This is a genomic window from Ideonella sp. P3_A4, assembly GCF_056403075.1.
Window position 1 is genome coordinate 1 of sequence record NZ_JBFUGE010000818.1, and the last position, 2281, is coordinate 2281.

General features: G+C 66.2%; 3 protein-coding genes. All 3 read left to right on the top strand.

Features of this window, described 5'->3' with window-relative positions:
* Positions 1–159 precede the first annotated feature (159 nt).
* The 3 genes from bufA2 (at position 160) to AC1DYI_RS33140 (ending at position 2183) form a co-directional block, all read left to right on the top strand.
* Positions 160–429: a BufA2 family periplasmic bufferin-type metallophore gene (gene bufA2 / locus AC1DYI_RS33130; RefSeq protein WP_477208355.1), complete on the top strand. Its 270-nt coding sequence runs from the start codon at positions 160–162 to the stop codon at positions 427–429.
* Positions 430–549: 120 nt separating this feature from the next.
* A complete protein-coding gene (gene bufB / locus AC1DYI_RS33135) occupies positions 550–1407 on the top strand; it encodes an MNIO family bufferin maturase (protein WP_477208356.1) in 858 nt (285 codons plus the stop codon).
* Positions 1404–2183 carry an HvfC/BufC family peptide modification chaperone gene (locus AC1DYI_RS33140; protein WP_477208357.1) on the top strand — a complete coding sequence of 260 codons (780 nt, stop codon included), beginning with the start codon at positions 1404–1406 and terminating at the stop codon, positions 2181–2183. Before bufB ends, AC1DYI_RS33140 begins: the two co-directional genes overlap by 4 nt.
* Positions 2184–2281 lie beyond the last annotated feature (98 nt).

The window sequence follows — 2281 nt, forward strand, 5'->3', positions numbered from 1 at the left end:
GCGTTGCCGCGGCCCTGTATTTCAAGCAACCGGTTGCGTCCAGCAATGTTTCATCGCAAGCTGCGCAGCCTCGAACAGTACAACCCGGCCGGCGTGCCGCTCGCACTCGTTCGAGCGTAGACGGTGCCAAGCCTTTGTTCATCCACACAGGAGATTTCAATGAGCATGATCAACAAGACCACCAAGTCCGGCCTCGCCATCGCMGCTGCCGCCGCCGCGCTGTTCGCGCTGGGCACCGCCCCGATGGCCCAGGCAGCCGAAGAAGCCACCGTCAAGTGYTCRGGCGTCAACAGCTGCAAGGGCASYTCGGARTGCAAGACCGCCAAGAGCGARTGCAAGGGCCASAACAGCTGCAAGGGCSAAGGCTGGGTCASCAAGAAGWCSGCCGAAGAGTGCACCAAGGMMGGCGGCAAGGTCGTCAAGGGTTGACCCCCACGGCCCCTTCCGGGGCCTGCCCCCCGAGGGGGCTCGCGCAGCGGACTGGCAAAGCCAGATCCGCGCACGCCACTCGAAAGCGGCGACTCCTGCGGAGCGCCGCGTGAATATCCAATGTCTGAATTGAAGGGCTTCGGCCTCGGCCTGCGGACTGATCACTACGCGGACTTTCGCGCCACGCCGGCGCCGAAGCTCGGGGTCGAKTGGCTCGAGGTCATCAGCGAGAACTACATGGTGCCCGGCGGCAAGCCGCTGGCGCATCTCGATGCGATCCGCCGCGATGTGCCGATGGTGATGCACGGCGTGTCGCTGTCGATCGGCAGCGCAGATCCGCTGGATCTGGGTTACCTCCGCGAGCTGCGCGCCCTGGCCGATCGCATCGAGCCAGCCTGGATTTCAGATCACCTGTGCTGGACCGGCGTCGATCAGCACAACCTGCACGACCTGCTGCCGCTGCCCTACACCGAGGCCGCCCTGCGCCACGTCGTCGACCGGGTGCTGCAGGTGCAAGACGCGCTTGGCCGACGGCTGCTGCTGGAGAACGTCTCCAGCTATGTGACCTGGTCGGCCGACGAGATGAGCGAGTGGCAGTTCATTGCCGAGTTGGCCCAGCGCGCTGACTGCGAGCTGCTGCTGGATGTCAACAACGTCTATGTCAGCGCCACCAACCACGGCTTCGATCCGCGCGCGTTCATCGACGCGATGCCCGCCAATCGCGTGCGCCAGATCCACCTGGCTGGCCACGAGACGGGTGAAGATGGCTTCCTGATCGACACCCACGACCATCCCGTCTGCGAAGCGGTGTGGGACCTGTACCGCCACACGATCGCGCGCTTCGGCCCGTTGCCGACGATGATCGAGCGCGACGACCACATCCCGCCGCTGGCCGAACTGATTAATGAGCTGGGGCGTGCGCGGCAAGAAGCTGCGAAAGCATTGGCCGCTCACAAAACGTCGGAGCTGGCGGCATGAACACAGCACTGACAAACGAACTGCTGGACCAGCAACGCGCCTTCGCGGCCCTGCTGCTGGCCGACGAAGCGCCGGAGACCACGCCGCTGCGAGCGGTGAAAGGCGAGCCGCCGCGCGTCGGCGTCTACCACCACGCCTACCGTGCCCGCCTGATCGAAGCGCTGCGCAGCAACCTGCCGGTGTTGCACCGTGTGTTGGGCGACGACGGTTTTGCCGAGTTGGCGTTGGCCTACCTGGCGGACCAACCTTCGCGCAAGCCTTCGATCCGCTGGTTCGGCGATGGTCTGCAAGCCTGGCTGGTCAACCACCCCGATACCCTGCCCCACCCTGCGTTGGTCGACCTGGCCGCGATGGAGTGGGCGCTGGGCTGCAGCTTCGATGCAGCCGACGCGACGCCGCTGGCATTCGCGGATCTGGCCGCGATGCCACCTGAGCAGTGGCCTGAAGCGAGCTTCGCTGCCCACCCTTCTGTCCACCTGCTGACGCTGCAGTGGGCTGTCGAGCCGATCTGGCAGACGTTGACGCAGGACGAAGAGGCCACCACCGACGAGCCCGAGGCGCTCGACCATCGCTTGCTGATCTGGCGCCAGGGTCTGGAAACGCGCTGGCGCTCACTGCAGCCCGGCGAAGCGGAGGTGCTTGTGGCTTGTTTGGCCGGCGAGCCTTTTGCAGCGTTGTGTGAGATGGCAGTCGACACGCAAGGTGACAACGCGCCGGCATGGGTGGCGAGCGCGCTGCGACGTTGGGTCGACGACGGGCTGCTGGTGTCGCGCTGAGTTTCTTGTGGGCCGCTTGCCACGGCGGTGGCGGCAGGGCGACGGCGGTGCCCCCGTTCTACGGCCGCTCGCGGGCGGCCCGATTGGGTATGCCGACC

What these genes read in the sequence shown, in the direction of transcription:
- AC1DYI_RS33140 (WP_477208357.1), top strand. Translation starts at nt 1,404, where the DNA reads ATGAACACAGCACTGACAAACGAACTGCTGGACCAGCAACGCGCCTTC.